This window comes from Okeania sp. SIO2B9, from assembly GCF_010672505.1.
In the GTDB taxonomy this organism is placed as follows: Bacteria; Cyanobacteriota; Cyanobacteriia; order Cyanobacteriales; family Microcoleaceae; genus Okeania; species Okeania hirsuta.
The window spans coordinates 1-1,761 of sequence record NZ_JAAHGK010001455.1 but is presented as its reverse complement, the minus strand read 5'-3'; the positions used below and the strand labels follow the sequence as shown (position 1 = coordinate 1,761).

At 29.4% G+C, this 1,761-nt stretch carries 1 protein-coding gene; it reads right to left on the bottom strand.

Annotated features, from left to right (window positions below; translation table 11 throughout):
• Positions 1–145: 145 nt before the first annotated feature.
• Positions 146–1,243, bottom strand: coding sequence for a mechanosensitive ion channel family protein (locus tag F6K13_RS31650; protein WP_124146268.1), 1,098 nt, complete (start codon positions 1,241–1,243; stop codon positions 146–148).
• Positions 1,244–1,761 lie beyond the last annotated feature (518 nt).

The following is a 1,761-nucleotide window of genomic DNA, read 5'->3' as shown; positions in this document are numbered from 1 at the left end:
TCACTATTCCTGGTGTATATTTTCCTATCAATACAGCTCCCAGGGCAAATACAAAAAAAATTAGATAGTGAGGAATGCTAGAACCTTGCAAAAAAACAGATAGCTGATTGACCTTGTTAATTATATTTGAAAAAAACATAATCAATTAAACTGTAATTGGTGAATCAACATAGATACTAGGTTGCTCTATATCAAAAGCAATACCATATTCCTTAAGTTTCAAAGTAATTCTTTGGCTAGCATTATCCAACATTTGACGACGCAAATCCATAGATACTTTACCAGAACCTAAAATAAAAAATGTAATCTGGGCTTGAGTTATATCTTGTAAGTTAGAATTCTGTGAATTTTTAAAGGTAATATCAGTATTACGAGGCTCTATGCCAAATACATCACTTGTACTTGCTAAGATAACTTGACGTATTAATGCTTGTTCTTCAATATCTACCTGACGATAAAAAGTTAAGTATAGAATCGACATAACTTTCTTGGCTGCGGTAAAGTTTTCAATATTTACCTGTGTCAGAGAATTATTAGGAATAATAATTAATGTACCTTTACCAGAAGAACGGATTTTAGTAGAGCGTAAACCAATTGATTCTACCCTACCAAAAGTACCATCTGGGAGACCAATATAATCATCTACTACAAAAGGTCTATCTACATAAAGTACGATACCACCAAGTAATTGACTTAAAGTATTTTGAGCAGCAAAAGCAACTGCTACACCTCCTACTCCTAGACTAGCAATAATACCAAATACATTCACTTGGTGAGTCTGAGCAAAAATGATAATAGCTAATACAAGAATGATAAAGTTAGCAATAAATTTACCTACTACAAATAAGTCACTATTAGCTTTTTGATCGCTTCTAAATGCTGCTTCTATTAAATAAACATCAAAAAACTTTTTAGCAAATTGAGAACCTAGCCAAGTAGTTGTGATAGTTAAAATTAAACTCAGAGTAATTTCTATAATATATACCTGAGAATATGGTGTAACAGCCAGAAGAGTTATCTCAGATATGGCTATGGCAATTACTACTCCAATTAGTGATTTATTTGGAGATATTATAATTTTATATGCTTCGGAAATTTCTGTAGATATAATCCTCTCTATTAATTCAGGCAGTTTGCGAATTACGATAACTACGACTATTCCTATGACTGCGATGGCAAATATTTGCAGGATTTTACTAAGATCTATTACTATTTGTTCAGGAATTTGAATAGTTTCGGTCATAAACAATCTTTATTTGAAAATAATTTTCTGAATTTGATTTAATTTTTATCTCTTAGTTGATTTTTTTATTATACTCTAAAATTTTTAAAATTTTGATTTATGCTAAATTCGGTTATGATAAGCTACTTATATAAATAATCGCCAAATTCTCTTTAATCAAAGAATTTAATTTCTTTGAACATAGTCTCAGTAAAATTTTTAAAATTTTGATTTATGCTAAATTCGGTTATGATAAGCTACTTATATAAATAATCGCCAAATCCTCTTTAATCAAAGAATTTAATTTCTTTGAACATAGTCTCAGTAAACTCGAATGTATCACCCAGTTTACTTGAACAACTAAAATTATTGTCTGTTTAAATTTAAGTTTTATCGAGGTTAAAATCAGTGGATTATTCACTGATTTTAACCCGTTTATATCTTTTTTATGTATAGCTTGAAAAGACTTGATTCAAGTAATTTAAGAGGAAAGAGGATTTAGTCTGAGAAAATAGCGATCGCCTAAATTATATTATTGA